Origin of the sequence: Tahibacter harae, from assembly GCF_024437735.1 — a bacterium.
Lineage (GTDB): Bacteria > Pseudomonadota > Gammaproteobacteria > Xanthomonadales > Rhodanobacteraceae > Tahibacter > Tahibacter harae.
Window position 1 is genome coordinate 183656 of the sequence record NZ_JANFQO010000005.1, and the last position, 19912, is coordinate 203567.

Annotated in this window: 16 protein-coding genes; 8 read left to right on the forward strand and 8 right to left on the reverse strand. The window is 69.5% G+C overall.

Translation table 11 applies throughout. From position 1 onward, the window contains the following. The first annotated feature begins 19 nt into the window (after positions 1–19). From NM961_RS07220 to NM961_RS07235, 4 genes are read left to right on the forward strand one after another with little or no spacing between them, the layout of a single operon-like run. Positions 20–952, forward strand: a complete 933-nt coding sequence (locus tag NM961_RS07220) for a histone deacetylase family protein (RefSeq protein ID WP_255913250.1) — start codon at positions 20–22, stop codon at positions 950–952. Between the two features lie 35 nt (positions 953–987). Further along, complete coding sequence (locus NM961_RS07225) at positions 988–1569, forward strand: RNA polymerase sigma factor (protein ID WP_255913254.1); 582 nt, start codon at positions 988–990, stop codon at positions 1567–1569. Beyond that, positions 1566–2042 (forward strand): hypothetical protein, encoded by a 477-nt coding sequence (locus NM961_RS07230; protein WP_255913255.1) that lies wholly within the window; start codon positions 1566–1568, stop codon positions 2040–2042. Before NM961_RS07225 ends, NM961_RS07230 begins: the two co-directional genes overlap by 4 nt. A gap of 17 nt (positions 2043–2059) precedes the next feature. Further along, on the forward strand, positions 2060–2962 hold the full coding sequence (locus NM961_RS07235) for a DUF4097 family beta strand repeat-containing protein (RefSeq protein ID WP_255913257.1): 903 nt from the start codon (positions 2060–2062) through the stop codon (positions 2960–2962). Positions 2963–3216: 254 nt separating this feature from the next. Here NM961_RS07235 and NM961_RS07240 read toward each other — a convergent pair whose 3' ends face one another. From NM961_RS07240 to NM961_RS07255, 4 genes are all read right to left on the reverse strand, one after another. Next, complete coding sequence (locus NM961_RS07240) at positions 3217–5028, reverse strand: tetratricopeptide repeat-containing sulfotransferase family protein (protein WP_255913260.1); 1812 nt, start codon at positions 5026–5028, stop codon at positions 3217–3219. A gap of 106 nt (positions 5029–5134) precedes the next feature. Continuing rightward, positions 5135–5605 (reverse strand): hypothetical protein, encoded by a 471-nt coding sequence (locus NM961_RS07245; RefSeq protein ID WP_255913262.1) that lies wholly within the window; start codon positions 5603–5605, stop codon positions 5135–5137. A 122-nt stretch (positions 5606–5727) separates the two neighbouring features. Continuing rightward, complete coding sequence (locus tag NM961_RS07250) at positions 5728–6138, reverse strand: GNAT family N-acetyltransferase (protein ID WP_255913264.1); 411 nt, start codon at positions 6136–6138, stop codon at positions 5728–5730. After that, the gene (locus tag NM961_RS07255) at positions 6135–6782 is read right to left on the reverse strand and encodes a pyridoxamine 5'-phosphate oxidase family protein (RefSeq protein ID WP_255913265.1); all 648 of its coding nucleotides are present in this window, start codon (positions 6780–6782) and stop codon (positions 6135–6137) included. Before NM961_RS07255 ends, NM961_RS07250 begins: the two co-directional genes overlap by 4 nt. 89 nt (positions 6783–6871) lie before the next feature. On the opposite strand from NM961_RS07255, the gene pdxR reads away from it, so the two are divergent. After that, the gene (gene pdxR / locus NM961_RS07260) at positions 6872–8326 is read left to right on the forward strand and encodes a MocR-like pyridoxine biosynthesis transcription factor PdxR (RefSeq protein ID WP_255913272.1); all 1455 of its coding nucleotides are present in this window, start codon (positions 6872–6874) and stop codon (positions 8324–8326) included. A gap of 44 nt (positions 8327–8370) precedes the next feature. Then, the gene (gene sufT, locus NM961_RS07265) at positions 8371–8928 is read left to right on the forward strand and encodes a putative Fe-S cluster assembly protein SufT (protein WP_255913274.1); all 558 of its coding nucleotides are present in this window, start codon (positions 8371–8373) and stop codon (positions 8926–8928) included. A gap of 254 nt (positions 8929–9182) precedes the next feature. On the opposite strand, the gene NM961_RS07270 is transcribed toward sufT, so the two are convergent. Next, on the reverse strand, positions 9183–11990 hold the full coding sequence (locus NM961_RS07270; RefSeq protein ID WP_255913275.1) for an EAL domain-containing protein: 2808 nt from the start codon (positions 11988–11990) through the stop codon (positions 9183–9185). A gap of 1336 nt (positions 11991–13326) precedes the next feature. On the opposite strand from NM961_RS07270, the gene NM961_RS07275 reads away from it, so the two are divergent. Both NM961_RS07275 and NM961_RS07285 read left to right on the forward strand, forming a co-directional pair. After that, positions 13327–15708: a S8 family serine peptidase gene (locus NM961_RS07275; protein ID WP_305119069.1), complete on the forward strand. Its 2382-nt coding sequence runs from the start codon at positions 13327–13329 to the stop codon at positions 15706–15708. Positions 15709–16291: 583 nt separating this feature from the next. After that, positions 16292–18268 (forward strand): hypothetical protein, encoded by a 1977-nt coding sequence (locus NM961_RS07285; protein ID WP_255913276.1) that lies wholly within the window; start codon positions 16292–16294, stop codon positions 18266–18268. A gap of 7 nt (positions 18269–18275) precedes the next feature. On the opposite strand, the gene NM961_RS07290 is transcribed toward NM961_RS07285, so the two are convergent. The 3 genes from NM961_RS07290 to wrbA form a co-directional block, all read right to left on the reverse strand. Further along, positions 18276–18842, reverse strand: a complete 567-nt coding sequence (locus NM961_RS07290; RefSeq protein WP_255913277.1) for an RNA 2'-phosphotransferase — start codon at positions 18840–18842, stop codon at positions 18276–18278. An 84-nt stretch (positions 18843–18926) separates the two neighbouring features. Further along, positions 18927–19271 carry a DUF2069 domain-containing protein gene (locus tag NM961_RS07295; RefSeq protein WP_255913279.1) on the reverse strand — a complete coding sequence of 115 codons (345 nt, stop codon included), beginning with the start codon at positions 19269–19271 and terminating at the stop codon, positions 18927–18929. Then, on the reverse strand, positions 19268–19867 hold the full coding sequence (gene wrbA / locus NM961_RS07300) for an NAD(P)H:quinone oxidoreductase (RefSeq protein WP_255913280.1): 600 nt from the start codon (positions 19865–19867) through the stop codon (positions 19268–19270). The genes NM961_RS07295 and wrbA overlap by 4 nt, the downstream gene beginning before the upstream one ends. Positions 19868–19912: the final 45 nt, after the last annotated feature.

Sequence of the window (19912 nt, forward strand, 5' to 3'; positions counted from 1 at the left end):
GGCGCGTTCCGCCCGCGCCATGCCCGCCGTGAAGGCGTTCTACTGCCACCACTTCGTACTGCCGCTGCCGCCGGAACACCGTTTCCCCATGGCCAAGTACGCGCTGCTGTACGAGCGCGTGCGCGCCGCTGCGGCGGAACTGGGCGTGGAACTGCGCGAACCGCAGCCGGCCGACGACACCGCCCTGTGCCGCGCGCATGAGCGCGGTTACGTCGAACGCGCCAGCCGCGGCGGGCTGGACGCGGCCGAGCAGCGCAAGATCGGGTTCCCCTGGTCGGCATTGATGATCGAGCGTTCGCGCCGTTCCGCCGGCGGCACCATGGCGGCGCTGCAGGCCGCGCTGGAAGGCGACGGCGTGGCCGTGAATCTCGCCGGCGGCACCCACCACGCCTTCGCCGGTCACGGCGCCGGCTATTGTGTGTTCAACGATTCCGTCGTTGCCGCGCGCCATGTGCAGGCGCTGGGGCTGGCGCGGCGCCTGCTCGTGGTCGATCTGGACGTGCACCAGGGCAACGGCACCGCGGCCATCGTGCGCGACGATCCCAGCATCTTCGCCTTCTCCATGCACGGGGCGCGCAACTACCCGGCGCTGAAGGAAGCCGGCGACCTCGACGTGGAATTGCCCGACGGCTGCGGCGATGCCGATTACCTGGATGCGCTGGCGCACCATCTGCCTGTGGCGCTGGAGCGGGCCGAGCCGGATGCGGTGATCTACCTCGCCGGCGCCGACCCGTATGCCCAGGACCGCCTCGGCCGCCTGGCCCTGAGCAAGCCCGGCCTGGCCGAACGCGACCGGATGGTGCTGGATGCCTGCCTGCGGCATGATCTGCCGCTCTCCATCAGCATGGCGGGCGGCTATGCGGCGGACGTCGCCGACATCGTGGACATCCACTTCGCCACCGTCCGCGCCGCCGCGGAACTGGCGCGCCGGCGCCATGCCCTCGCGCTTTAAACCCGCGGCTGGTTCGCCGCATCCAAGCTGGCACCATGAATACTGCCAGCCTGACCATGAGTTACGCGATGCCTGAGTCGGCTGCCGCCGGCAGCGACGACGGCGCCCTGGTGCAGCGCTCCATCGCCGGCGACCTGCGCGCCTTCGAACTGCTGTACCGCAAGCACGTCGGCCGCGTGCACGGCGCCATACTGCGCATCGTCGGCATGAACCACGCCCGCGCCGAGGAGCTGACCCAGGATGCCTTCGTGCGCGCCTGGCAGAAGCTCGGCGGCTTCCGCTTCGAAAGCGCCTTCTCCACCTGGCTGTACCGCCTGGGCGTCAACGTCGCCCTGATGGACCTGCGCGGCGCCGGCAACGAGCAGACGGTCGAGGACGACGTGCTTGAGTTCGCCGCCGGCGGCGATGTGCCATTCTGTGCCGGCGAGCGCGCCGACCTGGAACAGGCCGTCGCCAAGCTGCCGCCGCGCGCCCGCGCCGTGCTGGTGCTGCACGATGTGGAAGGGTGGAAACATGAAGAAATTGCAAAAGAGCTGGGTATGGCGGTGGGTTCGTCCAAGGCGCAGCTGCACCGGGCCCGCGGCCTGGTGCGCAAACTACTCGGAGCAGCGGCATGAACGAGCATGATTTCCAGTGGCGGCGCCAGATGCGCGACCTTTCCGGCCCGGTGCAGCCGCAGCGCGACCTGTGGCTGGACATCGCCGCGCGCATTCAGACCGAAGCCGCCGCTGCTCCCGCGCCGCGGCCCGCGTTCCGGCGCTGGGCGCTGCCCTTCGCCGCCGCCGCCAGCGTCGCGCTGGCCGTGCTGGTTGCCGCGCTTTCCCACAACCCGGCCGTGCCGCCGGCGCCGCAGCAGGCTTCGGTGAAGACCGATCCCGCCGCCGCGCTGGCGCAGCTGGACCAGCAGTTCAAGCAGGTGCGCACGCAGGATCCGCGCCTGGCCGCAGCGGCGGTGGAACTCGACGCCGCGGCGGATGAAATACGTCAGATGCTGCAACAACAGCCCGACGCAGTGTTCCTCGTCGGCCTGCTCAACCGCACCAACGAACGACGGCTGAAGCTTGCGCGCATGGGGCTCGCCTCAAGCTGATCTGTCCCGGAGATTACATGAACACCAAATTGCTGTTCCTCGGCATGCTGCTAGCCCCCGGCCTCGCACTGGCCGGTACGCCGATCAATGAAACCCGCAGCGTCGACGCCGGTGCGCGCATCGACATCAGCAACGTCAAAGGCTCGGTCACCGTCAGCGCCTGGGACAAGAACGAAGTCGGCATCACCGGCAGCCTGGGCGAAGGCGCCAAGCGCCTGGCCATCGAAGGCGGCGGCGGCTCCCTCAGCGTGCGGGTGGAAGGCCCGGACCGCAAAGGCATGTTGAGCTGGGGTTCGGATTCCTCCATGCAGGAAACCATACTCAATCTGAAAGTGCCGCGCGGCGCCTCGCTGGAAGTGGGCGTGGTCAGCGCCGAGGTCGCGGTGAGCGAGCTTTCCGGCGGCCAGGTGCAGGTCGATTCGGTATCCGGCCGCATCCGCGTCTCCGCCGTGAACAGCCCGCGCCTGCGCCTGGAAAGCGTCAGCGGCGACGTGGAGTTCGACGGCAAGGCCGAAGACAGCTCGATCGAGACCGTCAGCGGCGATGTCACCGCCCGCGGCGTCAGCGGCCGTACCCGCCTGGAAACCGTCTCCGGCAAGCTGCAGATCGTCGCCTCCGCGCCGCTGAAGCAGACCGAGGCCAGCTCGGTTTCCGGCGACATCGAGATCAGCGGCGGCCTGGACAAGGGCGGCCGCATCGAGATCGAAACCATGAGCGGCGACGTGCGCCTGGGGCTGCCGGGCAACCTGTCCGCCAGCATAGAAGCCGAAAGCTTCAGCGGAACCTTGCGTTCGGACTTCGGCACCGTGCAGAAGCCGGAGCACGGGCCGGGTTCCAGTCTGCGGGTGAAGGTGGGCGACGGGGACGGCGAGATTTCGCTGGACAGCTTCAGCGGGGATGTGACGATTCGGCGGGAGTGAATCGGGGTTGGGTTCGGGATTCGGGACTCGGACCTGCGCTGAGTGCACGGCGGGATCGGATTTTCCAGGCAACGGAATTGCCGGATTCCGCCAGCAAAAGCGAAAACCGCCCTCCCGCCCAAGCTTCGCTTGGAGGAGAGGGCTGGGTGGGGGAGACGATCAACGCGCCTCTTCTCCCTGGATTTCCGCCGGATTTTTCACCGCGCAAAGAGCTGGCGGAAACCGGAATTTTCACGAACTGACGCGCTGCCCCCTCACCACTCGTACCCCCACCGCTCCACCCAAGGCCCCAACACTTCCCGCACAGGTTCGAACCACTCCCGATACATCCGCCAGCGCTGCACCGCGCGGCTGTTCACCGGTTCGGCGACCTGGGCATAACTTGGCGTGGAGATGAAGCCGCGCGCGGCGGCATGGGTATGCGGCGCGAGCACGGCGTCATGCCAGGGCAGCTGCAGGAAATCGAGGATCTTGCGTGCCTGGCCGGGCAGGTCGCCGACCAGGTCTTCGTAGCGGGATTCCAGCACATGGCCGCCGAGTACGCCGTGCTGGTCGCGCCAGAAGTCCATCGCTTCGGCATAGCCGCGTGCGGTGGATTGCAGCGTGGCGCAGAGGGCGACGAAAACCGGCGAGCCGAAGTTCTGCATGTAATTGCTCAGCACCACGTCGGCCGGATGGCGCAGTGCGAGCAGGATGGGCGCCTGCGGATACAATCGCCGCAGCAGCGGCAGCTTGAGCAGGTTGAGCGGATTCTTGTCCACCAGGCGCACGCCGCCGCTCCAGTCCACATGGCGTGCGACGCGGTCGCGGTAGATCGCGCGCAGTGTGGCGCACTGCGCCGGCGACAGGCGGCCCAGGTCTTCCGGATAGCGCAGGCCGCGGGACTGCATGTGCTCGATCAGGTCCTGCAGATAGGCGCGTTCGTCCATGCAGGCCAGGCCCGGATGGGCGTCCAGCACGGTTTCCAGAAGCGTGGTGCCCGAGCGCGGGAAGCCGACGATGAATACCGGGCTGTCCTGCATGGCCGGAGCGTTTTCGTCCGGCGTCCAGGCGGCGTAGCCGGCCGCGTCCAGGCGGTAGCGCGTGATGGTGAACGGTGTCGCCGCGGCGAACAGCTGCGGCGAGCGGGGTTGCAGTCTGGCGACCTTGAGCGCATGCGCCGTTTCCAGCGCCTGCATCGCCGCCGGTGCATCGCCTTCGCGGTCGCACAGGCGCGCCAGGGAAAAATACAGACTGGGATTTTGCGCATTGTTGCCGCCGGCTTCGATCAGCCGCTGGTGCAGCCGGCGCGCTGCTGCGCCGTCCTTGCCGCGGCCGGCCAGGGCGGCGCGCAACAAGTCCAGGTCTTCGGCCAGGCCGCGCTGCAGCGGGCCCTGCGCTTCCAGTTGCGCCACCCGCCGCGCGGCGGCATCCAGGCGGTTGCAGCGTTCGTCGATGGCTGCGGCGCGCAGCAGCACGCGCGGCTGGGCGGGATCGGCCTGCAAGGCGCGGGCGAGCAGTGTCCCGGCTTCGGCCACTGCATCCAGGCGGAACAGCAGCCAGGCCGCTTCGGCCAGCAGCCCGGCCTCAGCCTGGGGCCAGTGCAGCGCGGGCTGCAGCAGTTCGCGCGCCTTGCCGGTGTCGCCGGCATCGAAGGCGGCCGCGGCGGCGTAGGTGCGGATTTCCTCGTCCTGGGGTTGCAATTGCAGGGCGCGGTCCAGCCAGCGCATGGCGGTGTCCGCATCGGCCTGGTCCAGCGCGTTCAGGCCCAGGTTGAGCAGGACGCCGGGCTGCTCGCCGCCCAGGGCCAGTGCACGCTGCAGGGCTTCCGCGGCGGCTGTGTGGCGGCCGCCTTCGCGCAGGCAGTTGCCCAGGTTGTTGGCCTGGGCCGCGCCGGCGCCGGGCGCGGCGGCCAGGCGCTGGAACAGGGCGATGGCTTCGTCGAAGCGCTGCTGCGCCTGCAGACTGACGGCGAGCAGGGTCGCGGCGCCGGCATCGTCGGCGTCCTGCAGCAGGAGCTGCAGGCAAGCTTGTTCGGCATCGCGGTAGCGGCCGCTTTCGATATGGGCGAGGGCGGTTCGGAGCATGGACAGGACGGATACGGGAACGCGGCCAGTATCCGTGCCGGCTTCCGCGCCTGGCAACGCGGCGCGCGGCCGCCGGCGCAACTGCGCAGTTACGGCAACGCGGCTTTCAGCCGCCGCGCGGGTCCGTTTCCTGGCCGAACGGCAGCGGCCGCGGTTTGCTGCGCCAGAACGCGACGCCGCCGGCAAGCAGGGCGGCCGCGATCAGGCTGGCGACTTCCAGCCGGTCCAGCCGTGCCCAGGCCACGGCCAGGGCCATGTCCGCGCCGATGCGGCCCAGCGTGTCGCTCAGGCGCATGCCCATCAGCATGGCGACGCGGGCGCTGGCGATCAGGCCCAGCGCATAGGCCGAGCCGGCCAGGCTGAAGACGACGGCGAAGACCGCGCCGACGCCGCGCCAGGCGCCGCAGTGGCGTTGCAGTACGCGGCCTATCAGTACGCCCAGGGGCAGGGCCAGCAGGCACAGGTCGCCGTTGCGCCACAGCGCGGCCAGCGCCCACACGGCTGCGCCGGCCAGCGCGACCATCAGCGCCGTGGCCAGGCCCAGCAGCGGCGTGAACGAACCTGGCTTAGCGGCCATGGGACGGAGCAATGGCAAGGAGCATGGGAACGACCGGCGGCAAAGAGGCCGCGCATCATAAGCCGCACCGCCGCCGCCGTCCGCAAAGCAGTTGTTAGGCGCCGCGCCGTGTTGGCGGCCGCTCAGCCGGACAGCGGCGCGTCGCTGTCCAGCAGCCAGGCCTGCGGGTGATGGCTGAAGCCGATGTGCGGGTAGTAGTCCACCGCCGCCGGCGCGGCCAGCAGCACGATCTTGGCCTGGGGCGCGGCGCGCCGGGTGCGGCGGATCAGCTCCACGCCGATGCCGCGGCGCTGGTAGGCGTCGCGCACTGCCAGATCGGCCAGATACGTGGTCCAGCCGAAGTCGCTGAGGCTGCGCGCGATGCCGACCAGCACAGCGCCATCCCAGGCGGTGATGGTCAGATTGGCATTGGCCAGCATGGCGCCGAAGCGCGCGTCGTCGGCGATAGGCCGGCGCGCGCCCAGCGAGCAGTCGGCATACAGCGCGCGCGCCGTGGCCAGATCGGGAATCACATCGTCGCGGTAGTCGATCACGGCTGCGCTCCGCCGAGCAGGCGCTGCACTGAAGGCGGCGGCGGCAGGTCGCAGTCCTCGGCCGGAATCGCGGCGCCGAAGCGCACTTCCTGCGGTACCACACCGGCCCACAGCGGCAGGCCGCGGTCGGCGGGATCGTCGCGCGGACCGCCGCTGCGGACCTTGGCGCTGGCGTCTTCGATGCGGAACCGCAGCAGCAGGGTCGCGGCCAGTTCGTTGCGGTCGGATTCGCGCGACTCGGCCGCGCGGCCGGGCAGGATGGCGTCGACGAAGCGGGCCAGGGCCTGGGCTTTCTGCACCGGATCGTCAACCGTCACCGCGGTGCCGAAGCAGACCACGGAGCGGTAGTTCACCGAATGGTGGAAGTGCGAGCGCGCCAGCACCAGGCCGTCCACATGGCTGACGCTGATGCAGGCCGGCACGCCTTCGGCCAGGTTGCGCATCAGCCGGCTGGCGATGGAGCCGTGCAGCAGCAGATCATTGCCTTCGCGCGCATACAGCATGGGGATGACGAAGGGCTGGCCGTCGACGCTGAAGCCGACATGGGCGAGGAAGCCGGCGTCGAGCACGGCGTGGACCGCGGCGGCTTCGTACTGGGCTCTTTCCTTGGTGCGGCGGACCTGATGGCGGGAATTGGCTGGCATGGGGCGGCTCCGGCTCTTGACGTGGCCAGTATCTGGCTCAGAATTGGACCCACCAAGAACCGCAATCGCTTTGCGCGAAAGGGCCAATCGTGTATCTCGAACTGGACGGCAACGGCGCGCTGTACGCGCAACTCACCCGGGCCCTGAAGGCGGCCATCCTGGCCGGCCGCGTCGCCGCCGGCGCGCGCCTGCCGGCGACGCGGGTACTTTCGCGCGAAATGAATTTATCCAGGAATACCGTATTGGCGGCCTACGAGCAGCTGCATGCGGAGGGCTTCCTGGTCGGCAAGGTCGGCTCCGGCAGCTACGTGGCGGAGATCGAGGCCGCGCGCAAGCCGCATCCGGCGCCGCGGGTGGTGCCCAACAGCCCGGTCGCGCGCTACGCCAAGCGCGCGCGCGAGGTGTTCGACGACATCATCCCCGGCCGCCAGTACAAGGGCCTGCGCTACAACCTGCAGTACGGCCTGCCGCTGACCAATCCCACCCTGACCAGCGCCTGGCGCCGCGCCCTGGCCCAGGCCTCGGCGCATGCGGAGATGGACTATCCCGACCCGCAGGGCCTCAGCATCCTGCGCGAGCAGATCTGCGACTACCTTGCGCGCCGCCGCGGCATCGTCTGCGCGCCGGACGACCTGCTCGTGGTATCGGGCACGCAGCAGGCCTTCTTCCTCGCCGCGACCGTGCTGGTGGAGGCCGGCGACGGCGTGATCCTGGAGGATCCGCACTACCGCGGCGCGCGCCAGGTGTTCCAGGCGCACGGCGCGCGGGTGGAAGCCGTGCCGGTGGATGCCGACGGCCTGCGCACCGAGGAACTGCCCGAGCGCGGCGCGCGCCTGATCGTGGTCACGCCTTCGCACCAGTTCCCGGCCGGCGCGGTAATGTCGCTGGCGCGGCGGCTGGAGCTGATCGAATACGCCGCGCGTCAGCGCGCCTGGGTGATCGAGGACGACTACGACGGCGAATTCCGCTACGACGCCCATCCGCTCGCGGCCATGCAGTCGCTGGACCGGCACGGCCGGGTCATCTACATCGGCAGCTTCTCCAAGACCCTGTTCCCCTCGCTGCGCCTGGGCTACATGGTGCTGCCGCCGGGGCTGAAGAAATCCTTCATCGCCGCGAAATGGTTCTGCGACCGCGGCTGTCCGGCGATAGAGCAGGGCGCGCTGGCCCGCTTCATGGCCGACGGCAGCTTCGAGCGGCACCTGCGCGACGCCGCCAAGACCTTGAAACAGCGCCGCAACGCCATGCTCGGCGGGCTGCGCCGCTACGCGCCGGCGGTCGAGGTCGCCGACACCCACGCCGGCATGCACCTGGTGGCCTGGCTGCCCGGCGTCAGCCGCGGCCAGATGGACCGGCTGATCGCGCTGGCGGCCGAGCGCGGGCTTGGACTTTATCCGATCGAACCCTATTTCCTGGGCCAGCCCTCGCGCAACGGCCTGCTGCTGGGCTATGCCAGCCTGCCGCCGGCCGATATCGAAGCCGCCATGAAACTGTTCGGCGCCTGCCTGGCCGAGCTGGGCCTGGGCCGGCGCCAGGCCGCATAATCGCCGTTTTCCCCCGGCCTGGCCGGAAGGATCAGAACCCGCCAATGTCCGGTTACAGCCACACTTCCGAACCCATCAAACTGGAACGCGACTGCGCCGCGGTCATGGTGCCCCAGGGCGAGAGCGTCACCCTGCCGGCCGGCCAGATCGGCTACATCACCCAGGCCCTGGGCGGCAGCTTCACCGTCTATGTCGAAGGCAACCTGTTCCGCATCCGCGGCGAGGACGCCGATGCGATCGGCAAGGAACCGCCCGAAGCCATCGTTCTGGACGAGGGCGCCAGCGATGCCGAGGTGGAGAAACTGGTGTGGCAGCAGCTGCGCACCTGCTTCGATCCGGAAATCCCGGTGAATATCGTCGACCTGGGCCTGGTCTACGAATGCGACCTGGTGCGCGGCGAATCCGGTGAGCGCGAAGTGCGCGTGCGCATGACCCTGACCGCGCCGGGCTGCGGCATGGGCGACATCCTCGTCGACGACGTGCGCGCCAAGGTCGAGGCGATACCGACCATCGCCGCGGCCGACGTGGAACTCACCTTCGATCCGCCCTGGACCCACGCCATGATGTCGGATGTGGCCAAGCTGGAAACCGGCATGCTCTGAGGGCATTGCGCAGCGCGCTGTCGTCCATGTCCGCATGGCGCAAAGCATCAACCACTTCGATACTGTGCTCGTCGTAGGTCATCAGACGTACGCCGACAGTGGCGGCCGCTGCGGTCCGTCGTCAAACCTTGCCCACTGGATGGCGCAGATCGCCTCCCGCCGCCGCTGCCGTGGAATCGCCGACAAAGCTGCAACTGCACAGGTCGCGTTGCCGGCGGACGGGCGCTGAACGCTGCGCCCGTGCGCCTGCCTGCTCACCACAACGGCCGCGAGAAATCGAATTCCGGCGTGCCCGAGGCGCGGGCGAAGGCCGGTCCCAGGCCGTAGTCCACGCCCAGGCGCAGCAGCAGGTGGGCGCGGTTGATGGAATCGACCTCGGGCGCGATCACGGCGCAGCCGGCGGCGTGGGCCTTGCGGATCAGGGCGAGCAAGGTGTCGCTCATCGACTTGGCCGTGCCCAGTTCCGATACCAGCCCGGCGGACAGGCGCACGAAGTCGATGGTCAGGTTCTTCAGCGCATGTACCGCGGCCCAGTCGCGGCCGAAATCGACCAGGCACACGCGCACGCCGCTCTGGTGCAGGAACTTCAGCCGCTCGGCCGCGCGTGCACCGGCGTCGATCAGCTGGGAGCAGGGCAGTTCCAGAGTCAGGCCGGTGCCCGACAGATGGCGTTCCTTGAGTTCGCGCGCCAGCCAGTACGGAATATCCGGATCGAGCAGGGTGGACACCGACTGCGGCACGAACAGGCGCAGCTGGCGGCCGCGCTTGAGTTGTTCCTCGCGCACGCTGAGCGAGCGCTCCAGCAGCCAGCGGTCCAGCGTGGTGAGCTGGTTGCATTCCGCCGCCACCGGGGCGAGATCGGCATAGGCCACGGCGACGCCGGCTTCCTGCGTGCTCTTGACCTTGAAGCTGAGTTCGAACTGGCCGCTGAGCTTGCCCGCCAGCGCGACGATGGGCTGGAACTCGAACTGGGTCTGCTCCGGCGTCAGCGGCCGGCTCAGCACCGCGCGCACGGCCAGCAGCGGATCCGACGGCAGCAGCGCGGCTTCCTTGGCCTCGAACCACAGCACGCGGTTGCCGCCCAGGTGCGCCGCGGCGATCTGCGCCGCTTCCGCATTGGTCACCACTTCGTCCACGCTGCTGTGTTCGCCGCCGAGCAGGGCCATGCCGATGCTGGCGGTGAGGGCGTGGCTCTGGCCCTGGTAGATGAAGGGCTGGGTCGCCAGGGCGAAGCGCAGGCGCTCGGCCATGTCGGTGATATCGCTGCGTGAGCGGCGGTGCAGCAGGACGAAATAGTGGAAATCGGTGTATTGCGCCGGCAGGTCCAGCTCATCGAGCTGGGTGCGCATGAGGTTGCCGACGTGGGCGTCGATGGCGGCCAGGCCGGTCAGGCCGATCTTCTCGCGCAGCTCGCCGGCGCGGTCCAGGGTCACGGTCAGCAGCGCCGCGGAGCGGTCGCCCAGCGCTGCGGTGAGTTTCTCGATCAGCACATTGCGCGAGTACAGCCCGGTGCGCGAGTCGCGCCCGTCGGGATTGCCTATGACCTCGCGCAGCCAGTGTGCGCGGCGCACGCGCGAAGTCACCGCGCTGAGCAGGTGGCGGGTCTTGAGCGGCTTGACCAGGAATTCGTCGCCGCCGGCGGCGATGGCATCGAAGCGCAGGTTCAGCGAAGCCGCGTCGGCGGCCAGGATGATGGGGACGGCGGCGTATTCGGGCTGCTGCCGGATCATCTGGGTGAGTTCTATGCCGCCCACGTCCGGCAGATTGCAGTCGAGCACGACCACGTCCGGACGGAATTCCGCCAGCGCTGCCAGGGTGCCCTGGCCGTTGCCGACGATGCGCGCGGTCATGCCGCGTTCGGCCAGCGCGCGCGCGGCGTCGATGGCGTTGTGGCGGTCCGGCGCGACCAGCAGCACGCGCCAGGCGGGTGCCGCGGTATGGGCCAGCAGTTCATCCAGCTTGGCCAGCACGCGCAGGCTGTCCACCGGCGCCTGGAAGAAGCCGGCGGCGCCGGCGCGCATGGCAAGCAGGCGGTGGCCGAGGTCGGTATCCGGCGACAGCACGACCAGGCTGGGCAGGGCCTCGCCCTCGGCGGCCAGCTTGTCGTAGATGGCGCGCACCCGGCCGTAGATGCGCAGCTTGCGCGCATCGAGGATCAGCGCGCCGGGTACGGCGTTTTCGAGGAAATCCAGCAGTTCGTAGGTTTCGGTGGAGATGCGGGTGTCGAAACCACGCTCGCGCAGCGCGCTGATCAGCCCCGGTGCTATGTTGTCGTCGATGCCGTGCAGGGCGATCGCGCGCGGCAGGCGCATCAGGCTGTCGCCGCTGGTCAGCGACTGGGGGCTTTCGGCCGTGTCGGCAGCTTGTTGCTCGGCGATGCGCGCTTCGAGAATGGCGGCGGCCGGTGACAGCCCGGTCGTATCCGCCGCCGTCTGCTGCGTGCCGACGTGCAGCGCTGCCGGTGGCGGAGCGAACGAAGCCGGCAGCGGCGCTTGCGGCTGGGGCGCGTGCGCCGGCGGCGCAGCCTGCATTGCCGGATCCGGCGGCGGTGCAGCGGGCCGGCCGGTGCCGCTCTGTGCGGCGGGGTTCTGCGCACCGGCCTGCGACGGCGCCGGCGAAGGTGCGGACGGCGCCGGACTGCGCAGCGGCGTTTCCTGCGCCGTGCCGCCGGGCCTGACTACCGGAATTTCCGCGCTGACGCGCGCGCTGGGCAGGGTATGCACGGCGGCCTTGGTCGTGGCCGACAGGTCGGTCAGGTCGGCACCCAGGGCCTGCACCATTTCCGCCAGGCGCGCGAGATCGCGCGTGTTGGGCACCAGGGCGTCGTCGATGAAAGAACAGAGGTAGGCGGCCAGTTCCAGCGCATCGCTGTTGAGCGCATCCAGGCCCAGGCGTTCGCTGGTATCGGCGATCTGGTCGATCTCGTCGCCGAGCTGGCGCGCGGCGTTGCGGTCCCAGCCGCCCTGGGCCAGCGGCTGCCAGCGCCGCACCAGCGACAGGCAGCGCTCGCGCAGCTCGTCGCGCGCGGCGGCATCGGTGCGTATGCTGCCCTGGTTGCTCATGCGGGTGACATCCCGGTGCGGCGCGGCGGCCTCGCTGGCCTGCCAATCGCCGCAGCGTTCGCTTCGATGACCCGTTTAGCCATCCGTTTGCCCTGTGCCGTTCCTGGACGCGCGGGCCGGCCCGCGTGCTGGCGGCCAGCATGCGCCGTGGCGTAGCGGTCTTGCGTGCGTGCAATCACAGTTTGGTCCATGCAGTGGGACGGCGGGCGTGTCCATTCAGACGCAATAACGGCCCGGGAACCCTCAATCGGCCCCGGCGGCGCAGCGGCGGCCGGGGATGTGGAGATGTCGACAAAGCTAAAGTGAGTGCGCTGCAGGCGGCGTGCCGCTCTGATAAAAGCTGCGTTTTTGCAATCGCCGCGCGACACGGAAGCCGGCTTGGAAGCGGCGTCAGCCGGCGATCCGCAACGGCCGGAAATCGCTGCCGACGGCCGCGGAAAATCCGCCGCGGCACAGCCTTTTTCGCCGGCAACAGCGTACGGCAGGGACAAGCGCCCTTCCGACCGACGGCTATGCCACGAGCACGCTGACACCCTGAACTTCATCTGCAGCGAATCCCTGAATTCGCACCGGCGGCCGGCTCCGCCAAGCATGTTCGCATTGCCGGTACTGCGTGTAGATGAGGGTTCCGGCCTGGCCGCAACGCGGGCCGGGAACTGCTGTCGCGAGCGCTGGCGAGCCCAACACGACGGATCGCCCTGCCAGTGCATTGCCCGTGCCGCAGGGCCGGGCCGGATGGCGGATTCTCCCGGTACCTCGCGGCGGAGGTGCCGGCCGGCCTCGATTTGTTGCGCCAGTTCTCGTTTCCGGCGGAGTTTTTCGCAAAACGGCTTGCGCAGCTCGCAATCCTGCCGTCGAGCCCGCCTGGCTAGCCGGCCGGGGTCGCGTCGTTTTGTGACAAATCCGGTCACTCTTTGGCAGCCGTGCCAAAGCCCCATGCGGCCAGCAATGGCGCGGCCTGGAGCGCCTCCGAACAATTTCGTAGTTTACTTAATTTGTCCGGACATAATTGTTGCAGAGCAATATAAATCGTGATGGATCAATCACTTAGCGGTCGGATTTGGTTGACGGACGGTTGCAGGCGCTGCTAGCTTGCGCCGCGTTTTCGGAACCGGGGGGTTTCGGATGCACGCTCGCAGGAACCGGTGACCGGCCCAGATCGGGCCGCGGTTCAACAGCACAGACGGCAGAACCGCGGCGCCCGGTTCCGGGAGCCCTCGCGGTGGGGAAGTGCGTTGCGGGCGAAACGGGAGCGACTCATCTGGCCGCCGGGTGGCGGCCGGTTCATTCCTAATCCGGTGGGGGGTTGATCGTGAAAGTAGTTTCGCAACGCAGCATGCGCCGTAGTGCGCTGGCACTGGCTCTGTTCGGTGCAGCCGTTTCGGCGCAGGCCGCGGGCATCAGTGCAGCCGAGCGTTCGGCGTTCGCCGACCGCGTCAATTTCGCCGTCGCCGCTCCGGGTGAGCAGGTCGACAGCTTCATCGTCTACTACAACGGCCAGGAAACCCAGCTCTCGCGCAGCGAATCCGCCTCGCGCGAAGCGCAGGCGCTGGCGGCGCAGGACGTGGAGCGCGTGGCCAAGGCGATGGGTGTGGGCCTCGCCATCGAACGCGAGCTGGCCACCGGCGGCATCCTCGTGCGCGCCCAGGCCCTGGCCGGCGACCGCGCTTCCCAGCGCGCCGCGTTCGACTACGAGCGCGCGATGGTCGAATTCGCCAAGAATCCCGGCGTGTCCAAGGTGGAGCCGAACAAGCGCGTGCGCGCCTTCCTGGTGCCCAACGACACGCGCTACAGTGAACAATGGGATATGTTCAATTCCGTCGGCGGCATGAACGTGCAGTCGGCCTGGGACGTGTCCACCGGCAGCGGCGTGGTCGTGGCGGTGATCGACACCGGCATCACCCCGCATTCCGACCTGGCCGGCCAGACGGTTGCCGGCTATGACTTCATTTCCAGCTCCACCACGGCGCGCGACGGCAACGGCCGCGACTCCAACCCCAACGACGAAGGCGACTGGTTCGCCGCCAACGAGTGCGGCGTGTCGTATTCCTCGGGCTCCAGCTGGCACGGCACCCACGTGGCCGGCACGGTCGCGGCCATCGCCAACAACAGCAAGGGCGTGGCCGGCGTGGCGTTCAACGCCAAGGTGCAGCCGGTGCGCGTGCTGGGCAAGTGCGGCGGCTCCATCGCCGACATTGCCGACGCCATCATCTGGTCCTCCGGCGGCACGGTTTCCGGCGTGCCGGCCAATGCCACTCCTGCCCGGGTGATCAACCTCAGCCTGGGCGGCCAGGGCGCCTGCTCCTCGACCGAGCAGAATGCGATCAACTCGGCCCGTTCCCGCGGCACCGTGCTGGCCATCGCCGCCGGCAACGACAACGCCAACGTGTCCGGCTTCGATCCCGGCAACTGCAACGGCGTCATCTCCATCGCCGCCACCACCAAGGCCGGCAGCCGCGCCAGCTATTCCAACTACGGCGCGCTGATCGACGTCTCCGCTCCGGGCGGCGACGGCAGCGGCGGCGCCGGCGACATCCTCTCCACGCTCAACTCCGGCAGCAGCACGCAGAGCACCGAGAGCTACGCCTTCTACGCCGGCACCTCGATGGCTTCGCCGCACGTGGCCGGCCTGGCCGCGCTGATGCTGGCCAAGAACCCGTCGCTGACGCCGGACCAGATCGAGACCCTCATCAAGAACAACGCCAAGCCGCTGCCGGGCAGCTGCTCCGGCGGCTGCGGCACCGGCATCATCGACGCGGCCAAGACCCTGGCGGCGGTGACGGGCGGCGGCGGCAATGTCGCGCCGGTGGCGAACTTCAGCGTCTCCACCAGCGGCCTGACGGCGAACTTCACCGATAGCTCCAGCGACAGCGACGGCAGCATCGCCTCGCGCTCCTGGAACTTCGGCGACGGCAGCACCTCGACCGCGACCAGCCCGAGCAAGACCTACGCCGCGGCCGGCACCTACACCGTCACCCTGACCGTCACCGACAATGGCGGCGCGACCAACACCAAGACCTCGTCGGTCACGGTGTCCTCGGGCGGCGGCGGCAACGTGCTGACCAACGGCGTGGCCGTGACCGGCCTGTCCGGCGCCGCCAACGGCGAGCTGACCTACACCCTGGCCGTTCCGGCCGGCGCCACCGGCCTCAAGTTCGAGCAGTCCGGCGGCACGGGCGATGCGGACCTGTACGTCAAGTTCGGTTCCGCGCCGACCACCAGCAGCTATGACTGCCGTCCTTACCTCAGCGGCAACACCGAGACCTGCAACATCACCACGGCGCAGGCGGGCACCTATTACGTCAAGGTGCGCGGCTACTCGGCTTTCTCCGGTGTCAGCCTCAAGGGCAGCTATACCACCGGCGGCGGCGGCAGCGGTCCGTTCACCAATACGACGGACTACAACATCCCGGATTCCAGCTCAGTTTCCAGCCCGATCACGATAAGCGGCCAGAGCGGCAACGGTTCCACCGCCACGCAGGTGTCGGTCAACATCGTCCACACCTACCGCGGCGATCTGCAGATCGACCTGATCGCGCCCAACGGCACCAGCACCCGTCTGAAGAACTCCAGCTCCAGCGACGGCGCCGCCAACGTGATCGCGACCTACCCGGTCAACACCTCGGGCTCGCCGCGCAACGGTACCTGGCAGCTCAAGGTCACCGACGTCTACTCGGGCGACACGGGCTATATCAACCAGTGGTCGATCCAGTTCTGAGCGCAATTACGAGTAATAGCTTGCGGCGGCGGACAGGAGTCCGCCGCCAGACCGCCACACGGACACGGCGGTAGCGCAGGGAGGCGCACGGGACTTGCCGGTTCCGCGGCTCAGCCGCGGAACCGGACCCGGTCAAGCCGGCCGCAGACGCGGCCGCGACCCAGATTCCGGCGCGACGGCCGCAGGCCGCCCGCCTACCCATCGCGGAAGCCGGCCCTGCCGCTTGCCGCAACCATCCTCGGAGGGGAGGAGCCCGGTACCCGCGCAGTCCGCTGCGTGGTGTTTCCGGACTGGCGTGGCGTTCGTTACGGCCATTGCCTTCAAGCCGCCGGCGCACGGGCCGGCGGCAGTAACGGGAGAACCCCTGGCCGCCCGCGGCGGGCAGGGGTTTCTTCAAGAATTTCCCGGCTGGCCGCGCGCCCGCAGCCCGAATCGCCGCCGTCACCGCCGCCCGGCCCGCAGCGCCTGCGCCGCCGCTTCCGTACGGCGGCATTTGCGCTGGGCCTGCTTTCATATCTATGGTTCGGTCTTTTGCAGCGCGGCAAATGCGAAGGCAGCGCCGCGTCGGCCAGGAGCTGGACAGATGGATTCCCACCCCGTTGGCGCTGTCACAGCGCGAGACGACGCCCTGCCGGGCCGCGCGGGCCGGCGTTTTGCCTCGCGCCGGCTCGCCCTGCTGGCTATGCTGCTGGTCGTTACCGTGGTCGGCCTGGCGCGCCTGTCGCTGATCGCCGATTACGGCACCAGCGTGCCGTACTGGGACCAGTGGGGCGCCGAAGGCGGTGCGCTGTATCTGCCTATGGTGGACGGCAACTACGACTGGCGCCAGCTGTGGACGGCGCACAACGAGCACCGCATCGCCGCGAGCCGGCTGCTGGCGATGGGCCTTTTCCGGCTGAACGACGGCCAGTGGGACGGCCGGGTGGAAAGTAATGCAAATGTCATCATTTATCTTTTTTCGATAGGCCTGCTGGCCTGGCTGCTGGTGCGCCGCACGCCGTGGCCGCTGGCTGCCGCCCTGTGCCTGCTGCTGGTGCTGATCGGCGTGCTGCCGTATGGCTGGGAGAACACCCTGGCCGGTTTCCAGAGCGGCTTCCATTTCCTGTATCTGTTCACGCTGCTGAGTCTGTGGATCGCCGCGGTCAGGCCGGCCGGTGCCGTCACCGCCGGGCTGCTCCTGGTGCTGTCGGTGTGCGCGCAGTTCAGCATCGCCGCCGGTCTGCTGACGCCGTTCGTCGCGCTGTTCGTGCTGGGCCTGCGCTGGCTGGCCGGTCAGGACAGCCTCAAGCGCCTGGCCCTGCCGGCCGGCGCGCTGCTGCTGGTGGCCGCCGCCGCCGTCGCCGCCTATCCGGGCCAGTCGGCGTCGTGGCTGAAAGCGCAGAACCTGGGCGAATACTTCCACGCCCTCGGCATATTCGCCAGCTGGCCGTCGTCCGTTCCGGTGGCGCTGCTGGCGCTGGTACCGTTCCTGTTCCTGCTGGCGCAGATGTGGCGCCGGCGCAGCTACGACCCGCTCGATGCGTTCTTCGCCGGCATCTACGTCTGGGCCCTGGCGACGGCTGCGGCCAGCGCCTACAGCCGCGGCCATGGGCTGGAACTGGTCACCGCGCGCTATACCGAAGTGCTGGCGCTGGGGGCGCTCGCCGCCGCGTATTTCGCGCTGACCCTGGTGCGGCGCGCTCCCGGACGCTGGCGTGCCCTGTGCCTGGTTCCGCTCGCCGTGGTGCTGCCGGCCGTCGGCATAGGCCTGGTGCAGCAGACCCGGCTGCAATGGCGCCCGCTGCAGGAACATTTCTTCAGCACGCGCATAGGCGCGGGCTATGTGCGTTCGTTCCTGGACGGTGCCGAGCGCATCCTGCTGGGCAAGCACGGACCGTATGTGCTCAACCCGGATCCGCCCAGCCTGGGCCGTTCGCTCAGCGACGCGAAGGTGCGCAGTCTGTTGCCGCTGTCGCTGCGTCCGGCGGACGAGCCGCTGCCCTGGGGCAATCCGACCCGCTGCCGCTGGCAGCTCAGCGATGCCTCCACGGTCCCGGCGCGCGGCGGCCTGGTCTGCAACACGCCGGCGGCGGGTATCGCGGTGGGACCGTTGAGCCGCTACGCCTATGCAGTCTGGGATCTGCTGCGCAGTCCGCCGGCGGCCCTGCAGCCGGCGGCGCCGCCGCCGGTCGATCCCGCCGCGCGGTGCGCGCTGGATCGCGTCAACCTGGCCGAGCTGGATCAGAGCCGGCAGGTCGACATGCCCTTCATGCCGGCCGTGCGCCTCACCGGCTGGAGCGTGCGGCCCGGTTTCGCTCCGGCGGACCCGCTAATCGTGAGCCTGGTGCCGGAGCAGGGCCCCGCTTTCGCGCTGCAGATCGACGATCGCCAGGTCCGTCCGGAACTCGCGGCGATATTCAAGGATGCGATGCAGCAGGATGCCGGCTTCGACGGCTATGTCGGCACCGCCACGCTGCCGCCGGCACGCTACCGCGTGCTGCTGGGGCGTTCCGGCCATACCTGCGACAGCGGCGCGGTGCTGGCCGTGGGCAAGGCCAGCGACGAACGCATGCTGTACTGAGCGGCGCTCAGGCTTCCGCATCGAGCGGGCGAAGGAATTGCGCCGGCACCGCTGCGGTGAGCCACACGCCGTTGTCCGCCTGGAAAAAGCGGCAGCCCGCCGCCTCCATCGCGGCGGCATCCACGCCCAGGACGACGGCGCGGCCGTGGCGGCTGCCCACGTCCAGTGCGGTTGCGATATCTGTGGACAGATGTACATGTTGCCGCGCCTGCGGCTTCAGGCCCTCGGCCAGGATGGCGTCGAGAAAGCGCGTCGCCGTGCCGTGGTAGAGCCGCTGCGGCGGCGTGCGCGCGGGCAGGTCCAGCTGCACCGGCGTGGAATGGCCCTGCGCGGCGCGCAGGCGCAGGCCGTCGGCTGAGAGCGTGAAGCGTTTCTTGTCGTTGTCGGCGATGACCTGGTCCAGGTCTTCGCGCTCGATAGGCCGGCCGGCGGCGGCGGCCTTGTGCAGCAGCTCGGCGATGTCGGCCCAGCCCTGGGCGTCCAGCGTCAGGCCTATGGTTTCGGGCTGGTGGCGCAGGATCAGGCTGAGAAATTTGCTCAGCTTCACCAGGCGCGGCGGCAGTGGTTCGCTCATGGCTTGCGTATCTTCCTTGCCGTGTTGTCTTGTCCGTGCCCCACTGGCCGCCGGCGGCCAGCCTGCGCCGCGGCGGCCTGTTTCTCAGTGGCGCGGCTTGCGCCGGTAGCCGCGGGCGCTCCAGCCCAGTGCGCCGATCAGTACCAGGCACAGGACGATTTCCACCAGCGCCGGCCCGCGCGCGCGCGGTTCGCCCCAGGCGGCGATGACGCCGTGGCAAAAGTAGAACAATCCCAGAATTCCCACCCACAGCAGCGCCCGCGCCAAGCTGCGGCGCAGGGCCAGCAGCGGCAGCAGCAGCGGTCCCGCGGTGAGGGCGATGGCCAGGCCCGACGAGCCGTTCTGCGGCGGCGCCAGCCAGCCGTGCCAGGCCAGATGCAGCAGGATCAGCCCGGCCCAGGCGGCCAGGGCCAGCTTGCGCGGATTCATGCGGTGGCTCCCAGGCGGCGGGCGATATCGGCTACGCGCCGGCCCAGGGCGCGGGCCAGTTCGCGTTCTACCTCGCTGACCGGCTCGGTGCCGCTGACGCCGGCGACATGGCTGGCGCCGTAGGGCGTGCCGCCGCTGCGCGTGCTGTTGAGGCCGCGCTCGGTGAAGGGAATGCCGACGATGAGCATGCCGTGATGCAGCAGCGGCAGCTGCATGGAGAGCAGGGTGGATTCCTGTCCGCCGTGCTGGGTGCCGGTGGAGGTGAACGCGGCGGCGGGCTTGCCGGCAAGGCTGCCGCTGGCCCATTCGGCGCCGGTGGAATCGATGAAGTGCTTCAGCGGCGCGGCCATGTTGCCGAAGCGGGTGGGGCTGCCCAGGATCAGGCCGGCGCATTCGCGCAGGTCGTCGCGGCTGGCATAGGGCGCGCCCTCGTCCGGTTCCGGCGGCGCCGCGATCTCGGTCACCGGCGCCACCGGCGGCACCTGGCGCAGGCGCGCGCGCATGCCGTCGACCTCTTCCACGCCGCGGGCAACGTGGCGGGCCAGCTGGGCCGTGGCGCCGTGGCGGCTGTAGTACACAATCAGGATCTCGCTCATTGCACCGTTTGACACGCGGAAAACCCCGCGGAGGTTATCATCGCG